Here is a 22,929-nt window from a genome sequence, read left to right as displayed (position 1 = left end):
CATAATATGACAAAGAAATTATTAATGATTTCACAAAATTTTTATCCAGAACTTGGGTCTGCCGCAAATCGAATGAAAATGATGTTCAAAGCTTTTCGTTCAAGTGGTTCAGACCCGACAATGTTAACGACCGAGCCAACATATCCTAACCAAAGTCTATTTGAAGATCAATCTTATTTTACAGATTCATTTTTAAATAAATTAGAAAAGAAGAAAATTATTCGAATGAAAATGCATGGTAATAAGCAAAATAGTAATTTTATCATGAGGTTAGTATATTATATAGAACAATATGTCAGATTAAGAGTCTTCTTGAAAATGCATAATGACGATTATGATATTGTGTATGTTTCTAGTCCAAATATATTTCTAGCTTGGGCGACGTTATTTTTTAAAAGTGCGAAACATCCGACATATGTGTTAGAAATTAGAGATTTATGGCCAGACAGTGTAAATGGATTAAAGCATATTAACATAAGTTTATTTATGCCACTATTAAAATATTTAGAGAAGAAAATGTATAATTCTGCAGATAAAATTGTCATTAATAATGAAGCATTTAGGTCACATATTCAGAAGCGATTACAGCGAAAAGTACCCATATTTTATTTGCCAAATGGCATTTCAAGAAATGAACTGATAACTGAAGAAAAATATAATGATTTTAGTGTTATTTATACAGGAAATATTGGGTATGCCCAAGATGTAGATAAACTTATTTCAATATGCTTAGCTTTAAATGATAAACAAATCAATGTTACAGCGATTGTTTATGGTGTGCAAGCTGACAAGTTTAGAAAAGCTGTGAGAGATTGTAAGTATATTCAAGTGAAAAAACCGATGGATCGAACAGCTTGTTTAACTGAAATATCTAAACATCATATTTCACTTTCAATTTTAGAATCTTCAGATGTGTTTATGAATGTGATGCCTGGAAAAATTGTAGACGCAATTGGGGTTGGAACACCTCCTATATCTAATATTAGTGGTCCAACTGAAGCAATCATTCAAAAATATAATCTAGGATTTGCAAGAAAACAAGCTTCAATAGATACAATCGTAAACGAAATTGAATCATTAAAATATGATGAACAAGCTTTATCCATTAAAGCAAGAAATGCACGTGAATATCGTGATGAACACCTTATATGGGAAGATAATATTGAAAAGCTTATGACATTTTTAAGAAAAGGTGATAGAGATGACAAATAATTATAAAATAAAATGTGAAAATGTCTCGAAAGTTTACGACTTAAATGTAAACAGAAAAGATAAGCTGCTATCTTTATTTACTTTTGGATTAAGTTATAAATCTAAACCTTACTATGCATTACATGACATATCATTTGAAGTAGAAGAAGGGACATCTGTTGGCATAATCGGATTGAATGGGTCAGGTAAATCAACTTTATCTAATATTCTAGGTGGAGTCGTTGAACCTTCTTCCGGAACAGTTTATACAAATGGTAAGCCGTCGCTGATTGCTATTGGCGCAGGGTTAAATCCTGAATTTACAGGTGAAGAAAATATTCATTATAAATGTTTAATGCACGGTATGACACAACGAGAAATAAATGAAAAATTTGATGATATTGTTCAGTTTAGTGAACTTGATGAATTTATTTATCAACCTTTAAAATCGTATTCTAGTGGTATGAAATCAAGATTAGGCTTTGCAATTGCAATTCATACAGATCCAGATATTCTTATTGTCGATGAAGCATTGTCAGTAGGTGATGAAACTTTTTCTAATAAATGTATAGATAAAATGCACGATTTACAAGAACAAGGTAAAACAATATTTTTTGTATCCCATTCAGCAGGACAAATTAAAAAAATGTGTAAAAAAGCGATTTGGATACATTACGGTGAGATGGTAGCGTATGGTGAAGTCAATGATATCGTGGCTAGGTATGTTAATCTCATTCAGAAAGTAAAAAAGAAATCGAAAAAAGAACAATTAGAATATAAACGTATTAAAATCCAACAACAACGTAATAAAGAAGTTGATGATTCAGTCATAAAAAAAGAAAAAAGACCAACAAGTTTATTAGCGATGATTGGGATAATGAGTGTGGCTTGGATATATATACTGCTATTCCAAGTAGGGATACTATAAATTGCATGGAATGAGGTTATCAGATGAAAAAGGTCACAATGTTTGTATGGAATCATTTTACGAATGATGCAAGAGTCAATAGAGAGTGTACAACTTTAGCGGATAATGGTTATGACGTAAATTTAATTGCGATAAATGACCCAAAAAATACTGCTATTTCAGCTTATGAAGAAATATCTAATACATTTAAAGTTCATAGAGTGAAGAGATATCCATGGTTATTGCAAGCTTATCAAGATCATGGCAAGAAATTCTTATTAGTAGTAGCTGGTGTCCAAATTGTTATTATACCAAGTCTTTTCTATATAAGTTTCACATTAATGGCAGCTTATCTGTTATCACTCGTGGTTGCTGCAGGTATGATAAAGTTTAAAAAAATAAGAAAATGGTTTATAAATGGTGCAATTATTACGAGAATGATTGTAAAAGGTTATATACAAAATGCTGATATATATCATGCAAATGATTTAAACACATTACCTCAAGCTATCGTATGTTCTAAATTACGCTTAAAACCAAAACCTATAATTTATGATAGCCATGAAGTTCAATCAGACAGAACGGGTTACAATCCAAAGACAATTAAGCGTATTGAGTCGTTCATGTTAAAATTTGTAGATCAAATGATTGTAGAAAATCATACAAGAGCAAAATACAATGAAGATATATATGGATTCTATCCAAAAACATTGTATAACTACTCAGAGAAATACAATATTGAAGAAAAGCCACAAATCAATTTACATAAGAAAATAAGCATCAATGAAGATGAGAAAATTTTACTTTATCAAGGCGGACTCCAACAAGGAAGAGGTCTTGAATTACTTATTGAAGCAATGGATGAAATTGAAAAAGGACATTTACTATTTATCGGTGGAGGGAAGTTAACACAGACTTTAAAAGAACAAGCCGAAGCTTCCAAACAAGCTGATAGAATTCATTTCTTAGATAAAGTACCATTTCAAGAATTACCATCATATACTCGTGAAGCATACCTTGGATTCCAAGTGTTGCAGAATATTTGCTTCAACCACTATTCAGCCAGTTCAAATAAATTGTTTGAATATATGATGGCTCACGTACCTGTTATTAGTTGTGACTTTCCAGAAATTAAGAAAGTAGTAGAAGAAACCAATACCGGTTTAGTTGTGGATTCACATAAAGCTTCAGAAATAGCTAATGCTGTGAATCAACTTGTAAAAGATACAAGCTTAAGAAATCAATTAAGTGAAAACACTAAACAAGCAAAAGAAATCTATAATTGGAATAATGAAAAATCAAAATTACTCGAAGTTTATAATCAATTTGTTCCAATAGAGCATCCAATAACTCAAGTTCATACAAAATAAAGAATGGTCTACCATGCCACGGCATCGTAGACCTTTTTCGTTGTTTGAAGTAGTTACCATTTATATTTAGTAACTTGTTTTTTGTAAATATTGGGATTACAATAATATAATTAAGATAGTAACGGTAAAAGGAGTAATTCTAAGATGTACATTAAAAAGAGTATAGAGCGGGTAAGCAATTTTATTGAAGTAGGTAATGAACGAGAAGCAATGATGTTACTAAGAGATTTAGAAGCAAATGTCGTGAGATATGATTTTGAAATTATGGGAGACGGATTCAACAAATTTGCTGAATTATACGTATCACAAAAAAATAGGAAAAAAGCAATCGAAATGTACCAAAAAGCAATCCTATATTATAGAGAAGTCGGAAACCAAGAAAAAGTATCCCAAGTCAGTCGTAACTTTGAAAACCTGATCTTGTAGTGTTGGTTGAGGTAAGTAAGGAAAAAACTACATATATCTTTAATGAAGGAGCTTATATGGAAAAGCAAATATTATTTCTTTCTGGTTTAGGCAGTCATAGATTATTTTTGAAAGATTTAAATAACCAATTGATAATATGAATTTAGTTCAAATTGATCTGCCGGGTCATGGTTTGAATCTAGATGTTATCGTTAATGATTTAAATGAATTAGTAGAGTGGTTTAAAACAGAGATAAAAATTTATGATAATGAAGAACTGACAATAGTTGGGCATTCATTAGGGGCGGATTTATTATCATATATAAGTATCAAGGTTCCACAAATTAAAAATCTTATATTATTAGACGGTGGATTATTTAATCTTGAAGACCTAGAATACAGTAGTGAGATTGAAATTAAAGATACTAAAAATCATTTAGAAAACTTTCAATTCAAGAACTTGGACGACTTTATAGAATCAGAAAAAGATGCATATAAAACATGGAATCAATATTTATTAGAAGCATCAACTACAAAGATGACTTTCAATTTAAATAAACAAGTTTATGAACTTAATATTAATGAACATTCAATCCTAAAATTATTGAAAATAAGAAGACAAATCAACTTACCGACCTTCAATCAATTACTAGACAGAAATATATTGGTTTTATTACCACAAGAACAGGAACAATTCATATTAGACATGAAAATTAAGAATATACCTTCACATATACACTGTAAAACAATCTCTGACAGTGGCCACGATATTTATATAGATAACCCTGTAAAAGTAGGAAAAGAAATAAAAAGTTGGCTAAGTACTATAAATGTATGAGGGAGGTAATTAAATGATAACCGATTCATTTGATATACAAGGGAAACCAATTGTACATTTGAGTGACTTCTATGGTGAACAACAATTCAAAGTTGAAGTATGCTTAATTACATATTCTAAAGAAATATACGATGCTATTTTAAGAGAAAATAAATGTGAAAAAATAGGTGAAATCAATGCCTCTAATGGAGCATTTCCTATATATCAGTTCATTTATAAAGGTAAAGCAGTAGCATTTTATCTATCTGCAATTGGTTCAACGCTTGCTTCTCAATATTGCATGATATGTAATTGGGTAACTGGTGCTACAAAATTTGTAATGTTTGGATCAGCAGGTAGTCTTGATAACGAAAGAACTTTTAATAAATTTATCATACCTACACATAGCTATAGAGATGAAGGAATGTCATATCATTACGCCCCTCCGTCAGACTATATTAAAGTGAAGAATGCTAATAAAGTAACTGAAGTATTTAATAAATTAGCATTACCATTTATTGAAGGTAAAGTTTGGACAACTGATGCTGTACTTAGAGAAACAAACATACAGTATAATAAAAGGAAAAAAGAAGGATGTATTGCAGTAGATATGGAGCTTGCTGGAGTACAAGCAGTTTGTGACTTTCATGGATTTGAACTATTTAGTTTTATAGTAACTGGTGATGTACTCTCTGAAGGTACATATAATGTTGATGGGTTAAAAGAAGCAAATCATAATATAGATAAATTTAATATTGCTTTGAATATTATAGAAGAACTTAACTTATAATATATGGAATATTACTAGCGCAATTAGGTTAAATCCCCCCTTACTTAAATTTTTAAGTAAGGGGGGATTTTATTTAGCAAGATAGGTGAAACAAGATAAATAGAAGGTCTGTATTTATCAAGACAGGTGAAACAAGATAAATAGGGGGTTTGTATTTATCAAGACAGGTGAAACAAGATAAATAGAAGCGTTGTATTTATCAAGACTGGCAAAACAAGATAAATAGGAAGATCGAACATTGCAAGTGGAGCGTGACTAGCAATATTGGAGTGTTGAACATTGCAAGTGGAACATGACTAGCAATATTGGAGCGTTGAATATTGCAAGACAGCCATGACTAGCAATGTTGAAGCCCCGAATATTGCAAGACGACCCAAACAAGCAACATAGCCCCTCAATAAAATCCCTAACCAACGAACCAGCCAACCAACTCTCAACTAATTCACACTCCATACCATTAATTCAATCTATCCAAAATAAAAAAGCTGTTAATAAAGTCTCTGACTTTATTAACAGCTTTAAATATATATAGGTTTTACATATGGGCGCTGTGTCCGCCAACCATAACCCAATAAGTACCGATTATTACTAATAAAGTAATAATTACTGCGAAAAGTACTTTGAATGCAGTTGCGCGTCCATCTGGTCCTTCTGTTAAATGCATGAACATTAGTAATTGAACTAATGCTTGTAAGAAAGCAAATCCAATAATGATTGATGTTCTTACTTGCAGTGACATGCCAGTGTATAACATGACATAAACAGCTACTAATGTTAGTACAATTGAGAATATTAAACCGACTGTATGTGTAACGACTGTTTTATTCATGATCCACTCACCATCCCTACAAGATAAACTAATGTAAAGATAAAGATCCATACAACATCAAGGAAATGCCAGTATAAACTTCCGATAAATACTTTAGGTGCATTGTGTTCATTTAATCCACGTGTAAGAATTTGGATTAATACACCTGAAATCCAGAATATACCTACAGTAACATGGAGACCATGCGTACCTAATAGTATAAAGAATGAAGACCAGAATGATCCTAATTGAGGTGTAACACCTTCATGTACATAGTGAGTAAATTCGTAAACTTCAAATCCTACGAATCCTGCACCTAAGATAAGTGTGATAATCATCCATACCATCATCATTTTGACATTTTCTTTACGCATGTAGTAAACACCGATACCACAAGTGTAACTACTTACAAGTAATAGGAATGTCATAATCATAACTAACGGTAATTCAAATAATTCTGGTGTAGTGAAACCACCGTATGAACCACTTTTCTGTAATACTAAGAATGTTGCAAATAATGTACCGAATAACGCAACCTCAGCAGTAAGAAAGACCCAAAATCCGAGTTTATTTAATTGGCCTGTTTCATTAACAGTATCAATTGTATTGTGGTGTTCATTACTCATCTTTATTGTCCTCCTTTTCCTGTAATTCTTGTTCACGTAATTCGCGTAATTTTGCTTCATTTTCTTCTAATTCTTCAGCATGAATATGGTAGCCGTAGTCTTTTTCGAAACTTCTCCAAACCATACATGCTAATACACCAACACCAAAGATAATTGCTGGTATATATGTTTCGAATACTAGGAAGAATCCACCGAATAAGAAACATACTGCCATCCAGAATCCGATATGTGTATTGTTAGGCATATGAATATCTTTATAATCTCTATCATCTAAATAGTGTTTACCATTTTGTTTCATTTCTACAAATGTTTCAGTATCATACCATTTTGGTGTAATAGCGAAGTTATAGTGTGGTGGCATAGCTGAAGCAGTAGCCCATTCTAATGTTCTACCTAAGCCATTCCAGTTGTCACCGTTTGCTTCACGTTTCGCTTTACCAAAGCTGTATACAACGTTCCATACTAGAGCTAAGAAACCAATACCCATCAAGAATGCACCGATTGTAGAGATGAAGTTTAATGAGAACCATCCATCTGCTTGAGTGTATTTATATAAACGACGTGGCATTCCATCTAAACCTAATAGGAATTGTGGTAAGAAACATAAGTTGAATCCTAAAGTAAATGTCCAGAATAACCATTGATTAATTTTTTCATTTAATTTGTGACCAAACATTTTTGGATACCAGAATATTAAACCTGCGAAACATGCGAATACAACACCAGCGATGATAACGTAGTGGAAGTGTGCCACTAAGAAATAAGTATTGTGATATTGATAGTCCGCTGCTGCCATAGCAAGCATAACACCTGTAACCCCACCTAATGTGAAGTTTGGAATAAAGGCTAATGAGAATAACATTGGTGATTCAAATGAAATTCTACCTTTATATAAAGTTAATAGCCAGTTGAATATTTTAACACCTGTTGGTACGGCGATTAACATTGTAGATATTGAGAAGAATGAGTTAACTAATGCACCACTACCCATAGTGAAGAAATGGTGAACCCATACGATAAAACTTAAGAATGCAATACCACAGATCGCCCAGACCATACTTTGATGTCCAAATAATCTTTTTCTAGCAAAAGTAGGGATAATTTCTGAGTAAATACCGAAAGCCGGTAATACTAGAATATAAACTTCAGGGTGACCCCATACCCAGAAGAAGTTAGCCCATAACATTGGCATACCACCATTAGCAACTTCAAAGAAGCTTGTTCCCATTAAACGATCAAACGTCATTAAAGCAAGTGCGACAGTTAAAATAGGGAAGGCTAAGATGATTAATAATGATGTAATTAATGTTGTCATTGAGAACATTGGGATTTGCATAAATTTCATTGATTTAGTACGTAATTTTAAGATCGTAACAAAGAAGTTAATACCTGTCATTAACGTACCAATACCAGCGATTTGAATTGCAATTAAGTAATAATTAATTCCTGTACCTGGACTGAAGTCAGTTGCAAGTGGCGCATAGTTTGTCCAACCAGCAGCTGGCGCACCACCAAGTACGAATGAAATATTAAATAATCCCATTCCTGCAGCAAATAACCAGAAACTTAAGTTATTTAACATAGGGAATGCAACATCTCGAGCACCTAATTGTAATGGTACAACAACGTTCATTAAACCGATTAAGAACGGCATTGCCATGAATATAATCATGATTACACCATGTGTTGTAAAGATTTCATTATAGTGCTGAGATTTAAGTAATGTATTATCAGGTGTCATTAATTGTAAACGGATAAGAAGTGCATCTACACCGCCACGGAAGAACATAATGATTGCAGATATAATATACATTACACCGATTTTTTTATGGTCAACTGAAGTTAACCACTCTGTATAAAGCCATTTCCATTTTTTATAATATGTTAGACCACCAACAACGCATATACCTGTTAATACAAGCATTACTTGCGCCATTGTTATCATCCAGTCACTTTGAACGATAAATTCATTCCATGGAAAATTCATTACTTGTCACCTCCATGGTTTTTATCTGAAGATTTTTCATCATCAGTTTTTGCATCTTCTTGCATTTTTTCCATTTCATCCATATGATGTTTCTCTTCTTTTTTGAAGTCACTGTCATATTTTTCGTTATTTTTAAGAATCATAGGTTTCATTCCATGACGGTCATAGTTAGGGTTTGTAACAGTCACTTTGCGTGCAGGTAATACTGGTTTTTCTGTTACACCTTCACTTTCATCATAGAAGTTTGGATCTTTTGGTTCATAGCGGAAACGTTTATAAGCATGGAAAATATATTCAGGATCCGCAGCAGGATCTACGTATGCTAGATGTGTTCCACTAAAAGTAAGTTCCTCATTCTTAGTTGTAGGTAAAATTTGATGATCGAATGTGTCTTGATCAATAGTTTTACGTTTTTGAGATTTAGAGACCCATTTATCATAATCTTTATTGCTTACAGCGTTAACATTAAATGTTTGTCTAGAGAAACCTTCACCATTAAAGTTAGAGTTTCTACCTTTAAATGTACCTGTTTCATTAGCTTGCAATGTCCAGTCCATTGTCATGCTTGTCATAGCGTACTTCTGTCCACCTAATTGAGGTACCCAGAAACTTGTCATTGTATCCATAGATTGTAATTTAAACAGAACTGGTCGACCTTCTGGAATCGTTACATGATTGACAGTTTCGACTTTCTCATCTGGATAACTAAAGAACCACTTAAAGCCTGCACTTGTTGCATAAATAACAACTGGATCTTCTTCTGACTTAGGTGCTTCTTCATAAGAATAAAGAGATTTAATTGTTGGTATAGCTAGAATCACAAGTATGATTACTGGAATAATAAACCATACAGCTTCTAAGACGAAGTTGTGATGCATCGTACCTGATGTTTCATTTTTTGTTTTTCTATATTTAATAATAAATATTAAAAACAAAACGGAGACCACTACAACTATTAAGACCATCATAATAATTGAAAAGATAATTAAGAAATGTTGATCTTCTGCCATAGGGCCTTTGGGGTTTAATACTTCTAAATTTGAACAACCACTAAGTAACATACCTAATGTTGACATGAGAAGTATTGACTTTAACTTTGCCACGTTTTTTACCTCCCAATTTTCTATATACCTATATATATGGCTAGACCTTAATTTTAAAGGATTTAAACATATTTACAAGGCTATAAAATAGGGTGTAAGCGTTATAATATAAAAATGTATTTAATTAACTTTGATATGACGGGTTTTTTCCTAATTGTTAAATTTTTGTGTACATTTTAAAAATATTTAAAAAAACGAAAAAACATCTTTAAATTGATAAAAACATTGAGTTTTCAGGTTATTAAGAATAGTTTAAAATATTTTTAATGTTCTTTAATGAGTGCTTAAATGAAATGAAAATTTAAAAATTACACTTTTGATAAATATAAAAAACAAACCAAATGAATGATGTCATTTGGTTTGCTAAATTATGATTATTTTACTGTAATTGTTCTTCCTTCAGCTGAGATATGACCGTCAGTATCTGATACGGCATAGCCAACTTTATATTTACCAGGTTTATTTGTATCTACTTCACCACTTGTAACAATATCAGAAGTTAAATCTTTACCTGATTTGTCTTTAGCTTTTACATCTTTTAATAAGTCAAATTCTTGACCTTTTTTAATTGTAATGTCTTTAATACCTGATAATTCAGGATTAGGTGCTAAATCAGCATCATTTACGTAAACGCCTCTTTTGTATGTGTAGTAGTAGCCATCAGAATCTTTAACGTGATAAGTGATATATTGTAAACCAGTTTTAGAAGTATCAATATCACCTTTAACAGTTACTTTATCAGTGATGTCTCCGTCTTTTTTGTCAGATGCTTTAACACCTTTCATCGGATCGAAGTGGTCACCTTGATAAACTAAATCTTTAGTTGGCACTGTAATAATTGGCATATTTTCATCTAAATCTTTAGTAGATGTCTTTTTGTTAGATGCTACTTCAGCTTTAGATTCATCTTTATCTTTCGTATCGTTGTCTTTAGAACCATTTAATGAACCTTCTTTGACAACATACACGTAATGCCATTTCGTTCTATACGCGCCATCAGAATCTGTAACTTTATATTGTACTTTGTATTTCCCTAATTTAGAAGTATCAACGTCACCAGTTACTTTAATCTTATCTGTTAAATCTCCATCTTCTTTATCATATGCTTTTATACCTTTTAATGAATCGTAGTCAGCACCTTTTTCTACAACGTCACCTTCGACACCTTTAATTTGTGGTAGGCTGTTTCCTGTAGCACTCGCAGTTAATGAAGGTGTCACAAGTGAAGCAGAAACACCAAGTACTGTAAGAGATTGTAATATTTTATTCATCATTTTTTATGTACTCCTTTGTTGTAAGCTATAAGGAAAGAATAACATGTCTCGTTTTTCATTTCCTTACTAAATGATATATTATCGTAATATTTTCACATTTACATCGACCTTTAGACCGATTTCCTGACTTAAAGTGTGTAAAGAGTGTCTTTTAGGGTGTTTTTAGGGATGATATCACTTAAATAATATTGATCAAGGGTACGTAAGTATTCAGTTAAAGCATGATTGAGTACACTTTTTAGTCCACAATTTAATGCTATTGGGCACGTGTTTGTTTCCATATTAAAGCATTCTACTAATTCAAAATGATCTTCAGTTTGTCTAACAAGTTTACCGATATTAATGTCGTTAGGGGACTGATTGAGGATTATGCCACCATTTCTTCCTCTTATAGATTTTAAATATCCTAACTTAACAAGTTGATGTACGACTTTCGTTAAATGATTTTTTGATATGCCATAAAAGTTTGAAATCTCTTCTATTTGAGATTGTTTATTTTGTTGGGCTAAATACATGAGGACACGTAAGGAATAATCCGTGTATTGGGTGAGCTTCATAAAGTTCAACCTCCTTATAATATATTAATTATACTTAATATGAGGGTTAAAAAACAATCAATCAATATATGTATTTTTGAAAGAGTGACAACTTTGTAAACTTTTTGGGAACTGTATTGAAAAACATTGTGAATTTTTTTACAATTAAACATGTATTTAAAATATATCTTTTAGAGGGGGACTTCTGATGTTATCAGAACAAACTAAAGAAATCGTAAAACAAACAGTACCAGTATTAGAACAATACGGAAATGAAATTACAAAAGTCTTTTATCAAAGAATGTTTGAAGCACATCCAGAATTATTGAACATATTTAATAAATCTAACCAAAAACAAGGTAAACAACAAACAGCTTTAGCACAAACAGTTTTAGCAGCAGCTAAACATATCGATCATTTAGAAGCAATCGTTCCTAACGTAAATCAAATTGCACATAAGCACCGTGCATTACAAGTTAAAGAAGAACATTATCCAATTGTTGGTGAATTCCTATTAAAAGCAATTAAAGAAGTTCTAGGCGATGCAGCTACAGATGATATTATGAATGCTTGGGAAGAAGCATATGGTGAAATCGCAGGCGTATTTATTCAAATGGAAAAAGCAATGTACGAAGCAGCAGCTTGGGATGACTTTAAATCATTTAAAATTACAAATATTGAAGACCAAGGTACTTCAATGAAATCATTCGAAGTTGAACCAGTAGATAACATTAAAGTTCCTGAACTTGTTGCAGGTCAATATATCACTGTACGTATTAAACCAACTAACGATGATAATTTAGCATTAAGACATTACTCAATTTACTCTGTAAAAAATGACGGTAAAATAAGATTTGCTGTTAAACGTGAAGGAGAAGGCGAGAAAAAAGGTCTAGTCTCTCATGATTTACATGATAAATATTCAATTGGAGATACTATTGAACTTTCAGCTCCAGCAGGTGATTTCAAAGTAGAATCAGATAAAGATAAAAAATTATTACTATTATCTTCCGGAGCAGGTGTTACACCAATGTTTGCTATGTTAGAAGATGAAGCATATAAAGGTAGAAATGTTCATTTCATACATGTAAATGAAGCAGAAAAAGACGTACCATTTAAAGAAGAAGTAGATGCATTAAACGCAATGAATGAAAATGTAGAAGTTACTTATCATTTAAAAGAAAAAGATGGATATTTAACAAGTAATGAATTAAGCAATTGGATTAATGAAGACGTCGACATCTATTTATGTGGTGGTATCACATTTATGGATACAATATTTGATGAGCTAGAAAAATTAAATATTGGCCAAGCAGATGTTCACTTCGAACCATTTGGTCCAAAAATGAGTATTACAAACGTATAATTTAAGTATTTAAAACACTATTCCGTTATGATCAGCATAATGGAATGGTGTTTTTTTATGTATAAAAAATTATAACATTATAATGTTTGCGTCATAAAACATTGTAATGTTATAATGTTTTTCGAAGAGGTGATCATTTTGAAAAGTACAGGTGTTATACAAAATATCGAAATGGTTGATGGTAAGAAAGTAGATATTTTAATTGAACAAGGGATTATAAAGAAAATTGCTACACCAAATTCAATTGATGGCGAATTGTTGTTTAATGGTGAGCATTCATTTATTTCTTCAGGATGGATTGATTTGCATGTACATGGTTTTTCGGATTTTTCTCCTTATGGTGACAACATCGACGACATCGGTATTAAACAAGGTGTGACGACAATTGTTGATGCGGGAAGCTGTGGTGCAAATAGAATAGATGAACTATATTACAGAGCTCAATCGAGTAAGACGAATGTATTTTCATTTTTAAATATTTCAAGAATTGGTTTGGAAAGAATAGATGAGTTATCTAATTTAGATTGGATTAATGTTGAAGCATGTCATGATGCAGTTCATAAATACAAAGACATGATTATTGGATTGAAAGCTAGAATTAGCAGTAGTGTTGTAAAAGGTAATGGCATTACACCATTACAGAAAGCAGTTGAAATTGGTAATGATTTGAAATTGCCGATTATGACGCATATAGGATCTGCACCTCCTAAAATTGAAGATGTTATACCTTTACTTAGGAAAGGAGATATTATTACACACTTTTTGAATGGTAAAGAAAATAATCTTTTTGACAATAATGGCAATCCTTTAAATGTTTTAAAAGATGCAATTTCTAGAGGTGTGAATTTAGATGTCGGTCACGGTAATGCAAGTTTCTCATTTGAAGTTGCAAAATTAGCTCAAAAGCAAGACATTCATTTTAATACGATAAGTTCTGATATTTATAAGAAGAACAGACTAGAAGGACCTGTATTTAGCTTATCTAATGTTTTATCAAAGTTTATTAATTTAGGTTATTCATTAGAAGAAGTTATAAATGCAGTAACTATTAATCCAGCACATATCATAAATAAACCATATTTATCAGACTTCACTGAGGGTCAAGTTGCTAATTTGACAATATTTGATGTGATGGATAAAAAAGTAGATTTAATCGATTCAGATAGAAAAATATTAAAAGGTACAAAACTCATTAAAGAAAGAGGCGTATTAGCAAATGGAGCGTTCATTAAATTATAAATACGGATTAAAACAAGTCATTAATGCTAGTGGAAGAATGAGCATATTAGGTGTTTCATCACCAACAGATACGGTCATGGATGCTATGAAATTTGGTGGACAGAATTATGTTGAAATAGCTGATCTAGTAGACAAATCTGGACAGTACATTGCACAAAAAATAAAGGCAGAAGATGCTGTTGTCGTAAATTCAGCCTCCAGTGGAATAGCGTTATCTGTTGCTTCTGTTGTAACAAAAGGAGACAAAAGAAAAAGTCAACGCCTGCATAATCAAAGTATTGAGCAAAATGAAATCATCTTATTTAAAGGACATAATGTTCAATACGGAGCACCAATAGAAACGATGGTTTATTTAGGAGGTGGAGCTTTAGTAGAGGTTGGTTATGCAAACGAAGGAAAAGAAGAGCATATAGAGTCAGCTATTAATCAAAATACTGCAGCGATATTATTTGTTAAATCTCATCATGCAGTACAAAAAAATATGGCATCAGTTGAAGAAATATATGAAGTTGCACAAAAAAATAATATTCCATTAATTGTCGATGCAGCTGCAGAAGAAGATTTGGAAAAATACATTCAGCATTCTGATTTAGCAATTTACAGTGGGTCAAAGGCGATACAAGGACCAACAACGGGAATCGTTGCAGGTAAAAAAGAATGGATTAATTTTGTAAAAGTACAGTTACATTTTATTGGCAGAAGTATGAAAGTAGGTAAAGAATCTGTATTTGGCTTGTTACAAGCGATAGATGAATACTATGAAAAAGTTGATCATTCAAAAGTAGAGAAAGAAACGTTAACAAAATTAGATGCTTTAAATCAATATGATGGTATTAACGTCAGTTTTGTACAAGATGAAGCGGGTAGAGAAATTTATAGAAGTCGCATAAAAGTAGATGATTCAATGATTAATTTAACTGCTGAAGAAGTTGTGAATAAATTAAAAAATGCTGAAACTGCAATTTATACAAGAGATTATGGTGTAAAACAAGGTCATTTTGATATAGATCCAAGACCATTAAAAGAAAATGAAATAGATACGATTTACAATACAATGGTACAAATTTTGGAAGGGGAAATATAATGAAAATACTAGATAGATTTTATAAAAATCGCGTTTCTTTAAACGTCTTGGCTAAAGGAAAAGAGAATATAGAAGAAATATATAAAACGGCAGAAGGAAATGTTGTAATCGGTGTATTATCAAAAGACTTTGATAATGTAAATGATGCTGTTAATGTAATGAAAGACTTTGGAAGCAATGTAGAAGATGCTATTTCTATTGGATTGGGCGCAGGCGATAACAAACAAGCAAAAGTCGTTTCTGAAATTGCGAAACATTACCAAGGATCACATATCAATCAAGTATTCACAAGTGTTGGCCAAACATTTGCTAATTCTGGTAATACAACATGGGTGAATTCATTAGTATCTCCTTCTGGCAAACCTGGATATGTAAATATATCTACTGGTCCAATTAGTGGTGCAGGTAAAGAACAAGCTGTCATTTCAATTAAAGCAGCAATTAATTTAATAAAAGATATGGGAGGATCATCTATTAAATTTTTCCCTATGAATGGATTGCAAACAATTGAAGAGTATAAAGCTGTTGCAAAAGCGTGTGGTGAAGAACAATTTGGACTCGAGCCAACTGGTGGCATCACATTAGAAAACTTTGAAGAAATTTTAGATATCGCTTTAAAAAATAATGTACCTAAAATCATCCCACATGTTTATTCATCAATTATTGATAAAGAAACAGGTATGACAAAAATAGAAGATGTTGAATGGTTAAATCATAAAATTAAAGAAAAAGTTGATTCTTATGAATAAAAAAATTGCTGCGTATGGTGAAATCATGATGCGGTTAACAGTCCCGGACCATCTTCTATTAAGACAAGCTGATAGATTAAATTACAGTTTTACTGGAACAGGTGTAAATGTTACTGGTTTAATGGCGCAATTTGGATATGAAACGAACTTAATAAGTGCTGTTCCCGATAATTCAGTTGGGACAGCTGCGATTAGTGCGATTAGAAGACTTGGAATAGATAGTCATTTCATATTAAAAAGAAATCAAAATCTTGGAATGTACTTTTTAGAAGAAGGATTCGGTAATCGTTCAAGTAGTGTGACATATACAAATAGAACTAAAAGTAGTTTCAATACAGTAAATATTTCAGACTATCCATTAGAAGATATTTTTAAAAATATAGATGTTCTTCATATTTGTGGCATCTCATTAGCAATGAACGAAATGATGCGACAGAACATTCTTGAGATCGTAAAAGCTGCTCGAGAACACAAGATACAAATCGTTTTTGATTGTAATTTTAGACCATCTCTTTGGGGTGAAGGTGGAAATGAAAAAGCTAAACCATATTATGAGTCGATTTTACATGAAGCGGATATCGTTCTCATGAATGAAAAAGATGCAATTAATACATTAGGTATGACGACAGATAAAGAAATAAAAGCAGAACAACTAGAGGATATATTACCTAAAGTATCAGAGAAATATCATATACCTATTATTGCAGGTACAAACAGAATCGTTAATAGTAGCAATCATAATACCATCAAGGGATATTTATTTAAAAATAATCAAATGTTTTATTCAAAAAATTATGAAGTCACAATATTAGATAGAATTGGAACTGGTGATGCATATACAAGTGGGCTTATTCATGCCGAATTAACTAACATGAGCCCACAGGATGTAGTAGATTTTTCAGCAGCTTCTTGTGCTCTAGCACATACAATATCAGGGGATACCCCTTTATATAATGTAGATGATATAATAAAAGTCATGAAAAACGAAATTAACGATATTGAGAGGTAATCATTTATGACGGTACTATCATCAGAAAAAGGACCATTATATTTACAAATTAAGCAAATAATTGAAGATAGAATTATTCATGGTATTTATACTGTTGGAAATAATATCCCTACTGAAACAGATTTTGAAAAAGAATTTAATGTGAGCAAAGTTACGGTAAGGGCAGCAATCAAAGAATTAGTTGCATTAGGTTATTTAGAAAAGAAAAGCGGTAAAGGTACGCGCGTTATTAGTCATAAACCATTTAATAAAGTTACAAAAAATAAAAACTTTACAGAAAAATTGGTTGAAGAAGGTAACGAAATTAAAAAAGTTATTAAAGATATCGCTGTCGTATCAAATTTAAAAAATAGTGAATTATATAACATGTTTGGCGAAAATGCCTACAAAATTACAAGAGTTTACTTATTAAATAATAGACCATATATATTATTCAATCATTATTTACCATATCCACTTCATAGTTTGAATGAATATGAAAAGCAAAAACAAAATAATGATTTGTCTATATATAAAATAATAGAAGAAGCGAATATAGAAATTATCAATACTGAAGATTCATTTTCAGTGAAAAAAGATATTACGGCTTCGGAATATTTAAAACTTGATCCATCTGTATCACTACTTGTTAGAGAACGTCAATCTTTTAATAAAAACAGTGAAACAGTTGAATATAGTATTGGTTACTATAATAGTGATTTGAAAAAGTATAGCATCAGCTTAAACAATTGATGCTTTAACTTTTGTGATTTAATGGTAGCGCTAACATTATAGGGGGAAAATAATGGATTCAAATATATATTTATTAATCATTACGCTACTGTCAATTATAATTGTTATTTTAGGAGTTGCTTTATGGAAATGGCATGCTTTTATTAGCTTAACTGTTGCTGGATTATTCTTAGCAATAATGGCAGGCTTGTCCCCAGAAAAAATTGTTACTGCTTATGAATCAGGAGTGGGTGATGTCCTTGGTCATTTAGTTGGTATTCTAGCATTAGGGACAATTTTAGGTAAATTAATGTCAGATTCAGGTGCAGGGATGCAAATTTCAGATTATCTTATAAAAGTATTGGGACCTAAGAAATTACCATGGGCGATGATGTTGTCTGGTTTTATTATTGGGATACCCGTATTTTTTGAAGTTGGAATTGTTATTTTATTACCGTTAGTCATATCTATTCACAAGACGACAAAAACAAATATATTATTGATTGCTATTCCTTTATTAGCCGGATTATCAATCGTTCATGGTATTGTACCACCACATCCAGGTGCCATGACAGCTATTGGAATTTATGATGCAGATTTAGGGAAAGTATTATTGTATGCACTCATTATTGCTTTACCAACTGCAATTATAGCTGGACCAATATTTGGTAAATTTATAAGCAAGAGATTAACTCCTGAAAATTCACCAAACATTTTAAAAGTCAATAATGAAACGACGAGTTTACCAAGTGTACCTGTATCATTCTTTATCATCGTACTACCAGTATTACTAATGCTATTATCAATCATCACACCATATTTAGGTAGTTTACCAAGCTTATTAAGAAACACCTTATTATTTGTTGGTAGCCCTGTCATTGCATTGTTAATTTCATGCTTTGTAGCTTTCTATTTATTAGGATTTAAGCAAGGTATGAATAGAAATACAATCAAAAGATTAGTAGAAGACTGTATTTTACCAATAGGTTCAATCATTCTAATAATAGGAGCAGGCGGAGGATTTAAAGAAATTCTTATTGAAACTGGTGTAGGAGAAACGATTGCTCAAATGACAGAAAATCTATCACTTTCTCCATTACTATTAGCATTTTTAGTTGCAGGTTTAATTAGAGTTGCAACAGGTTCAGCAACCGTTGCATTAACGACAGCAGCTGGCATAGTTTCGCCAATTATTCAAAATTTATCAGGAGTAAATTTAGAGCTGTTAGTAATTGCAACAGGTGCAGGATCATTAATGTTGTCGCATGTTAACGATGCAGGCTTTTGGATGGTAAAAGAATATTTAGGACTTAATGTGAAAGAAACTTTCAAGACATGGACCGTAATGGAAACGATGTTATCCGTAGTTGCCTTCTTAATAGCTTTCGCACTAAATAGTATCATATGAGTATTTTAATCGGAAAAAGTAGATGCTAAGATTGTGTTGTTAGGGATAAAATTCTGAGAAATGTCCCTTAATGAGTACCCTCTAATTACCACAAGTCAGAATAATGGAAGTTAGCACATTCCATCTTCCACATAAAACAAAAGCGGAACCGTCATCGGGTTCCGCTTTTTTCTATATTATCATTTTATTCAAGTCCGTTTTTCCATTTTTCAGCTAATAATGTATTATTCAATACCATAGTGATTGTTAATGGACCGACGCCGCCTGGTACTGGCGTGATTGCACTAGCTACTTCTTTAACGGCTTCGAAATCGACATCACCTTTTAATTTACCATTCTCATCTGGTGTGTTACCTACATCTATAATGACTGCTCCTGGTTTTACTAAGTCTTTTGTAACGAGGTGTACGCGTCCGACTGCACTTACGATTACATCTGATTGTTTTAAAACTTCTTCTGTATTTGTTGATTTTGAATGTAATAAAGTAACTGTTGCATCTTGATCAGTTAATAATTTACTGACTGGTTGACCAACAATATGGCTTCTACCGATTACAGCTACGTTTTTTCCTTTTAAGTCAATATCTGCATGTTTGAGAATTTCCATAATACCTAGTGGGGTACATGGGATAAATGTTCTTTCTCCAGTATATAATCTACCAATATTTATAGGATTAAATCCATCTACATCTTTGTCAGGATTGATTGCTTCTAATACTTTTGCTTCAGAAACTTGTTTTGGAAGTGGAACTTGGACTAATATACCACTTACTGAATCGTCATTATTTAATCTATCGAGTTCAGATAATACTTCTTCTTCAGTAGATGATTCATCCATATGTACAATTTCAGAAATCATACCAATCTTTTCAGCTGCCTTTTTCTTAGAATTAACATAACTCTGACTTGCGCCATCATTACCAACGAGTATAACGGTTAATTTAGGTATGATGTTATGTTCTTTTAACTTTTCTACTTCTGCCTGAAGACCCGCTCTATATGTCTTCGCTATTTCTCTACCGTCTAATATCTTAGCTACCATGAAAATTGCCTCCTATTAATAATCGAACTATATTGATTGATACAATGAAAATTATGCCCTTAATACGAACATAAATCAAACTTTTTTGTAAAAAATATATAAAATGTTCGTTTTTTTCATTGAAAATAGCATGATCAATTGTTATGCTATATCTGTAATATACACAGAAAAGATTAAATATTTCAACTATTTGAAAGGGTGACCTACATGAAAGTGGCAGTTATAATGGGTAGTTCTTCAGATTGGCCAATCATGAAAGAAGCATGTGATATGCTTGAATATTTTAATATCCAATATGAGAAAAAGGTCGTTTCTGCACATCGAACACCATTAGAAATGGTTGACTTTGCTAAAAATGCTACTGATCATAATATAGATATTATTATTGCTGGAGCAGGTGGGGCAGCACATTTGCCAGGAATGGTAGCTTCATTAACAACAGTTCCAGTGATTGGTGTACCTATTGAATCAAAAAGCTTAAAAGGTATGGATTCATTGTTGTCGATAGTACAAATGCCTGGTGGGATACCAGTTGCGACAACTGCAATAGGAAAAGCCGGATCTAAAAATGCTGGTATTTTAGCCGCAAGAATGATTGGTATGACAGATGAAAATGTAAGAAAACAACTCGTTAATTATGAAAAAAGTTTAGTCGATAAAGTGGAGGAAATGCAAAATGACTTATTATAACCTAGAATCAGGTGACATGATAGGTATTGTCGGTGGAGGTCAATTAGGTAAAATGATGGCTCAATCTGCTCAAAGAATGGGATTTCAAGTTGCCATTTTAGACCCTGACGAAGATTGCCCTGCAAGATTTGTAGCACACCAATTTATAAACGCTCAATTTTCGGATATAGATGCACTCAATCAACTTGGTGACATCTCTAAAGTTGTAACTTATGAATTTGAAAATATAGATGCAGAGCAGTTAGAAAAACTTTCCAACCAATTTAATATTCCTCAAGGGAGCCAAACAGTTGCTTTGTTACAAGATCGCTTAACTGAAAAACAAACATTAGAAAGTGCAAATGTTCAAATTGTACCGTTTATGGAAGTTAAGTCAACAGAAGACTTGAATGAAGCTATTGAAACAATTGGCTATCCATTTATTATAAAGACACGCTTTGGTGGTTATGACGGTAAAGGTCAGCTTGTCATTCAATCTAAAGAAGATTTAGATGAAGCTAAAAAATTAATTACTGATACACCATGCGTAGTTGAAAAATATCTCCCTCTATTTAAAGAAGTATCCATAACAGCTACACGTGATCTATATGATCATACAGTTTATTTTCCATTACAAGAAAATGAACATAGAAACCAAATTTTATATAAGACAGTTGTTCCAGCTAGAGTAGATTTAGAAGTACAAGCTATTCAAGAAGTCCAAAAAATTATGACGAAGTTACACTTTGTAGGAACGTTTACAGTTGAATTTTTTGTAACGGAAGAACATAAACTATATGTGAATGAAATTGCGCCAAGACCACATAATTCAGGACATTACTCTATCGAAGCATGTGATTACTCGCAATTTGATACACATATACTTGCAGTTGCAGGATGGCATTTACCGAAAAAGATTACTTTATTACAACCAGCAATCATGATGAATTTGCTAGGACAAGATGTGTTGAATTTACAAGAATTATTTAGTGAGCATCCTGAATGGCACGTTCATATTTACGGTAAAAAGGTCAATAAAGTAAATCGTAAAATGGGACATATTACAAAATTATCAACAGATTTAAATAAAGATGAAAACAAATTTAATCAATTATTTGAAGGGCGGAACGATTAATATGTCATTACTTTATGAAGGCAAAGCTAAAAGAGTATTCAATACGGAACAAGAAGGTATTTTGAGAATCGAATATAAAGATGAAGTGACGGCTGGAAATGGTGCTAAAAAAGATAAAATGCTTGGAAAAGGTCGTTTAAACAATTTAATCACATCGAAAATATTTGGAATATTGCGACAAAAAGGCGTTGAAAGCCACTTTGTAGAACAAATTTCTGAAACAGAACAACTTGTTAAAGCTGTAGAAATTTTCCCATTAGAAGTTGTCGTAAGAAATGTTGCAGCAGGCTCAATTTGTAAACGATTAGGTTTTGAAAAAGGACATGAATTTAAAGAACCTTTATTAGAACTATTCTATAAGAAAGATGAGTTAAATGATCCACTTATCACTGATAATCACGTGTCATTATTGAATATTGCCTCATCAGAAGAATTAGCAACCATTAAAAAAGAAGCATTAAAAGTAAATAAAATATTAAGTGAAATTATGGATGACATGAATTTAATACTAGTAGATTACAAAATCGAATTTGGCATAACATCAGATGGTGAAATTTTATTAGCAGATGAAATTTCTCCAGATACATGCAGAATTTGGGACAAAGAAACAAATGAAAACTTTGATAAAGATGTATATAGAGAAGATACAGGCTCATTAATCGATACTTATGAAACTTTCTACAAAAAATTGGAGGAACTATAA

At 31.9% G+C, this 22,929-nt stretch carries 23 protein-coding genes and 1 pseudogene; 16 read left to right on the top strand and 8 right to left on the bottom strand.

Features of this window, described 5'->3' with window-relative positions; all coding sequences use genetic code 11:
• Positions 1 to 6 precede the first annotated feature (6 nt).
• The 6 genes from ACJTHF_RS00710 (at position 7) to ACJTHF_RS00685 (ending at position 5,480) form a co-directional block, all read left to right on the top strand.
• Complete coding sequence (locus tag ACJTHF_RS00710; protein ID WP_107609233.1) at positions 7 to 1,212, top strand: glycosyltransferase family 4 protein; 1,206 nt, start codon at positions 7 to 9, stop codon at positions 1,210 to 1,212.
• Between the two features lie 64 nt (positions 1,213 to 1,276).
• The gene (locus tag ACJTHF_RS00705; protein ID WP_370622759.1) at positions 1,277 to 2,119 is read left to right on the top strand and encodes an ABC transporter ATP-binding protein; all 843 of its coding nucleotides are present in this window, start codon (positions 1,277 to 1,279) and stop codon (positions 2,117 to 2,119) included.
• Between the two features lie 23 nt (positions 2,120 to 2,142).
• Positions 2,143 to 3,468 carry a glycosyltransferase gene (locus ACJTHF_RS00700; RefSeq protein WP_107609231.1) on the top strand — a complete coding sequence of 442 codons (1,326 nt, stop codon included), beginning with the start codon at positions 2,143 to 2,145 and terminating at the stop codon, positions 3,466 to 3,468.
• A 144-nt stretch (positions 3,469 to 3,612) separates the two neighbouring features.
• Complete coding sequence (locus ACJTHF_RS00695; RefSeq protein WP_048542148.1) at positions 3,613 to 3,894, top strand: hypothetical protein; 282 nt, start codon at positions 3,613 to 3,615, stop codon at positions 3,892 to 3,894.
• 136 nt (positions 3,895 to 4,030) lie between these two features.
• A complete protein-coding gene (locus ACJTHF_RS00690; protein ID WP_107609230.1) occupies positions 4,031 to 4,711 on the top strand; it encodes an alpha/beta fold hydrolase in 681 nt (226 codons plus the stop codon).
• A 13-nt stretch (positions 4,712 to 4,724) separates the two neighbouring features.
• The gene (locus tag ACJTHF_RS00685) at positions 4,725 to 5,480 is read left to right on the top strand and encodes a nucleoside phosphorylase (RefSeq protein WP_107609229.1); all 756 of its coding nucleotides are present in this window, start codon (positions 4,725 to 4,727) and stop codon (positions 5,478 to 5,480) included.
• Positions 5,481 to 6,015: 535 nt separating this feature from the next.
• Here ACJTHF_RS00685 and qoxD read toward each other — a convergent pair.
• From qoxD to ACJTHF_RS00650, 7 genes and pseudogenes are all read right to left on the bottom strand, one after another.
• Positions 6,016 to 6,309: a cytochrome aa3 quinol oxidase subunit IV gene (qoxD, locus tag ACJTHF_RS00680; protein ID WP_025905215.1), complete on the bottom strand. Its 294-nt coding sequence runs from the start codon at positions 6,307 to 6,309 to the stop codon at positions 6,016 to 6,018.
• Positions 6,306 to 6,914: a cytochrome aa3 quinol oxidase subunit III gene (qoxC, locus tag ACJTHF_RS00675; RefSeq protein ID WP_048542156.1), complete on the bottom strand. Its 609-nt coding sequence runs from the start codon at positions 6,912 to 6,914 to the stop codon at positions 6,306 to 6,308. The genes qoxD and qoxC overlap by 4 nt, the downstream gene beginning before the upstream one ends.
• Complete coding sequence (gene qoxB, locus ACJTHF_RS00670) at positions 6,907 to 8,901, bottom strand: cytochrome aa3 quinol oxidase subunit I (RefSeq protein ID WP_058591023.1); 1,995 nt, start codon at positions 8,899 to 8,901, stop codon at positions 6,907 to 6,909. Before qoxB ends, qoxC begins: the two co-directional genes overlap by 8 nt.
• Entirely contained in the window at positions 8,901 to 10,004 is a 1,104-nt protein-coding gene (gene qoxA, locus ACJTHF_RS00665; RefSeq protein ID WP_058591022.1) for a cytochrome aa3 quinol oxidase subunit II, read from the bottom strand. Before qoxA ends, qoxB begins: the two co-directional genes overlap by 1 nt.
• A gap of 374 nt (positions 10,005 to 10,378) precedes the next feature.
• Positions 10,379 to 10,972 (bottom strand): immunoglobulin-like domain-containing protein, encoded by a 594-nt coding sequence (locus ACJTHF_RS00660; protein ID WP_241893168.1) that lies wholly within the window; start codon positions 10,970 to 10,972, stop codon positions 10,379 to 10,381.
• Positions 10,964 to 11,275, bottom strand: a pseudogene (locus ACJTHF_RS00655) (immunoglobulin-like domain-containing protein); the annotation flags it as partial. The gene ACJTHF_RS00660 and the pseudogene ACJTHF_RS00655, both read right to left, overlap by 9 nt.
• A gap of 131 nt (positions 11,276 to 11,406) precedes the next feature.
• A complete protein-coding gene (locus tag ACJTHF_RS00650; protein WP_058591021.1) occupies positions 11,407 to 11,835 on the bottom strand; it encodes an RrF2 family transcriptional regulator in 429 nt (142 codons plus the stop codon).
• Positions 11,836 to 12,022: 187 nt separating this feature from the next.
• Here ACJTHF_RS00650 and ACJTHF_RS00645 point away from each other — a divergent pair, with 187 nt between their 5' ends.
• From ACJTHF_RS00645 to ACJTHF_RS00615, 7 genes are all read left to right on the top strand, one after another.
• Positions 12,023 to 13,180 (top strand): globin domain-containing protein, encoded by a 1,158-nt coding sequence (locus ACJTHF_RS00645; RefSeq protein ID WP_058591020.1) that lies wholly within the window; start codon positions 12,023 to 12,025, stop codon positions 13,178 to 13,180.
• Between the two features lie 171 nt (positions 13,181 to 13,351).
• The gene (locus ACJTHF_RS00640) at positions 13,352 to 14,419 is read left to right on the top strand and encodes an amidohydrolase/deacetylase family metallohydrolase (RefSeq protein ID WP_232156795.1); all 1,068 of its coding nucleotides are present in this window, start codon (positions 13,352 to 13,354) and stop codon (positions 14,417 to 14,419) included.
• Positions 14,397 to 15,503, top strand: a complete 1,107-nt coding sequence (locus tag ACJTHF_RS00635; RefSeq protein ID WP_232156509.1) for a DgaE family pyridoxal phosphate-dependent ammonia lyase — start codon at positions 14,397 to 14,399, stop codon at positions 15,501 to 15,503. Before ACJTHF_RS00640 ends, ACJTHF_RS00635 begins: the two co-directional genes overlap by 23 nt.
• Positions 15,500 to 16,252 (top strand): 2-dehydro-3-deoxy-phosphogluconate aldolase, encoded by a 753-nt coding sequence (gene dagF, locus ACJTHF_RS00630; protein WP_373421242.1) that lies wholly within the window; start codon positions 15,500 to 15,502, stop codon positions 16,250 to 16,252. Before ACJTHF_RS00635 ends, dagF begins: the two co-directional genes overlap by 4 nt.
• The gene (locus ACJTHF_RS00625) at positions 16,245 to 17,261 is read left to right on the top strand and encodes a sugar kinase (protein WP_058591016.1); all 1,017 of its coding nucleotides are present in this window, start codon (positions 16,245 to 16,247) and stop codon (positions 17,259 to 17,261) included. Before dagF ends, ACJTHF_RS00625 begins: the two co-directional genes overlap by 8 nt.
• A 6-nt stretch (positions 17,262 to 17,267) precedes the next feature.
• Positions 17,268 to 17,993, top strand: a complete 726-nt coding sequence (locus tag ACJTHF_RS00620) for a GntR family transcriptional regulator (RefSeq protein WP_058591015.1) — start codon at positions 17,268 to 17,270, stop codon at positions 17,991 to 17,993.
• A gap of 52 nt (positions 17,994 to 18,045) precedes the next feature.
• Positions 18,046 to 19,380, top strand: a complete 1,335-nt coding sequence (locus tag ACJTHF_RS00615; protein ID WP_058591014.1) for a gluconate:H+ symporter — start codon at positions 18,046 to 18,048, stop codon at positions 19,378 to 19,380.
• 184 nt (positions 19,381 to 19,564) lie between these two features.
• Here the strand turns inward: ACJTHF_RS00615 and folD are convergent, their stop codons facing one another.
• Positions 19,565 to 20,422 (bottom strand): bifunctional methylenetetrahydrofolate dehydrogenase/methenyltetrahydrofolate cyclohydrolase FolD, encoded by an 858-nt coding sequence (folD, locus tag ACJTHF_RS00610; protein WP_048542174.1) that lies wholly within the window; start codon positions 20,420 to 20,422, stop codon positions 19,565 to 19,567.
• Positions 20,423 to 20,629: 207 nt separating this feature from the next.
• Here folD and purE point away from each other — a divergent pair, with 207 nt between their 5' ends.
• From purE to purC, 3 genes are read left to right on the top strand one after another with little or no spacing between them, the layout of a single operon-like run.
• Positions 20,630 to 21,112: a 5-(carboxyamino)imidazole ribonucleotide mutase gene (gene purE, locus ACJTHF_RS00605; RefSeq protein WP_025905207.1), complete on the top strand. Its 483-nt coding sequence runs from the start codon at positions 20,630 to 20,632 to the stop codon at positions 21,110 to 21,112.
• Positions 21,099 to 22,226, top strand: coding sequence for a 5-(carboxyamino)imidazole ribonucleotide synthase (gene purK / locus ACJTHF_RS00600; protein ID WP_058591013.1), 1,128 nt, complete (start codon positions 21,099 to 21,101; stop codon positions 22,224 to 22,226). Before purE ends, purK begins: the two co-directional genes overlap by 14 nt.
• Before the next feature lies 1 nt (position 22,227).
• A complete protein-coding gene (purC, locus tag ACJTHF_RS00595) occupies positions 22,228 to 22,929 on the top strand; it encodes a phosphoribosylaminoimidazolesuccinocarboxamide synthase (protein ID WP_058591012.1) in 702 nt (233 codons plus the stop codon).

This window comes from Mammaliicoccus sp. RAM2, assembly GCF_045897195.1.
Taxonomy (GTDB): Bacteria; Bacillota; Bacilli; order Staphylococcales; family Staphylococcaceae; genus Mammaliicoccus; species Mammaliicoccus sciuri.
This window is presented reverse-complemented; position numbering and strand designations above follow the sequence as displayed.

What these genes read in the sequence shown, in the direction of transcription:
- ACJTHF_RS00640 (WP_232156795.1), top strand. Translation starts at nt 13,352, where the DNA reads ATGGTTGATGGTAAGAAAGTAGATATTTTAATTGAACAAGGGATTATA.
- ACJTHF_RS00615 (WP_058591014.1), top strand. Translation starts at nt 18,046, where the DNA reads ATGGATTCAAATATATATTTATTAATCATTACGCTACTGTCAATTATA.
- ACJTHF_RS00650 (WP_058591021.1), bottom strand. Translation starts at nt 11,835, where the DNA reads ATGAAGCTCACCCAATACACGGATTATTCCTTACGTGTCCTCATGTAT.
- ACJTHF_RS00635 (WP_232156509.1), top strand. Translation starts at nt 14,397, where the DNA reads ATGGAGCGTTCATTAAATTATAAATACGGATTAAAACAAGTCATTAAT.
- ACJTHF_RS00695 (WP_048542148.1), top strand. Translation starts at nt 3,613, where the DNA reads ATGTACATTAAAAAGAGTATAGAGCGGGTAAGCAATTTTATTGAAGTA.
- purE (WP_025905207.1), top strand. Translation starts at nt 20,630, where the DNA reads ATGAAAGTGGCAGTTATAATGGGTAGTTCTTCAGATTGGCCAATCATG.
- folD (WP_048542174.1), bottom strand. Translation starts at nt 20,422, where the DNA reads ATGGTAGCTAAGATATTAGACGGTAGAGAAATAGCGAAGACATATAGA.
- qoxC (WP_048542156.1), bottom strand. Translation starts at nt 6,914, where the DNA reads ATGAGTAATGAACACCACAATACAATTGATACTGTTAATGAAACAGGC.
- ACJTHF_RS00710 (WP_107609233.1), top strand. Translation starts at nt 7, where the DNA reads ATGACAAAGAAATTATTAATGATTTCACAAAATTTTTATCCAGAACTT.
- ACJTHF_RS00690 (WP_107609230.1), top strand. Translation starts at nt 4,031, where the DNA reads ATGAATTTAGTTCAAATTGATCTGCCGGGTCATGGTTTGAATCTAGAT.
- purK (WP_058591013.1), top strand. Translation starts at nt 21,099, where the DNA reads ATGACTTATTATAACCTAGAATCAGGTGACATGATAGGTATTGTCGGT.
- qoxB (WP_058591023.1), bottom strand. Translation starts at nt 8,901, where the DNA reads ATGAATTTTCCATGGAATGAATTTATCGTTCAAAGTGACTGGATGATA.
- ACJTHF_RS00645 (WP_058591020.1), top strand. Translation starts at nt 12,023, where the DNA reads ATGTTATCAGAACAAACTAAAGAAATCGTAAAACAAACAGTACCAGTA.
- ACJTHF_RS00700 (WP_107609231.1), top strand. Translation starts at nt 2,143, where the DNA reads ATGAAAAAGGTCACAATGTTTGTATGGAATCATTTTACGAATGATGCA.
- ACJTHF_RS00625 (WP_058591016.1), top strand. Translation starts at nt 16,245, where the DNA reads ATGAATAAAAAAATTGCTGCGTATGGTGAAATCATGATGCGGTTAACA.
- ACJTHF_RS00685 (WP_107609229.1), top strand. Translation starts at nt 4,725, where the DNA reads ATGATAACCGATTCATTTGATATACAAGGGAAACCAATTGTACATTTG.
- qoxD (WP_025905215.1), bottom strand. Translation starts at nt 6,309, where the DNA reads ATGAATAAAACAGTCGTTACACATACAGTCGGTTTAATATTCTCAATT.
- ACJTHF_RS00620 (WP_058591015.1), top strand. Translation starts at nt 17,268, where the DNA reads ATGACGGTACTATCATCAGAAAAAGGACCATTATATTTACAAATTAAG.
- purC (WP_058591012.1), top strand. Translation starts at nt 22,228, where the DNA reads ATGTCATTACTTTATGAAGGCAAAGCTAAAAGAGTATTCAATACGGAA.